Raw genomic sequence first — 301 nt, forward strand, 5'->3', positions numbered from 1 at the left:
CGGGAACTCGATCCGCAAGACCCGGTCAAATACGATTTTGCCCTGTTTGGCTTAGGAATAGAAGAGAAGTTTTAATTTATTGGTTCATTAGTGTCATTAGTCATTGCATAGACTCCTGAATTAGGGCTGTCTCTTATACACATCTCCGAGCCCACGAGACAGTACTCATGATCGCGTATGCCGTCTTCTGCTTGAAAAGGGGGGGGGGGGGGGGGGGGGGGGGGGGGGGGGGGGGGGGGGGGGGGGGGGGGGGGGGGGGGGGGGGGGGGGGGGGGGGGGGGGGGGGGGGGGGGGGGGGGGG

1 protein-coding gene is annotated in these 301 nt (G+C 63.1%); it reads left to right on the forward strand.

Features of this window, described 5'->3' with window-relative positions; all coding sequences use genetic code 11:
* On the forward strand, window positions 1-75 hold a 75-nt coding region (locus tag JHD69_RS20865), incomplete at its 5' end, for a DUF2400 family protein (protein WP_199142216.1).
* Window positions 76-301 lie beyond the last annotated feature (226 nt).

It is taken from the genome of Pedobacter sp. ASV12 (genome assembly GCF_016429155.1).
Classification (GTDB): domain Bacteria; phylum Bacteroidota; class Bacteroidia; order Sphingobacteriales; family Sphingobacteriaceae; genus Pedobacter.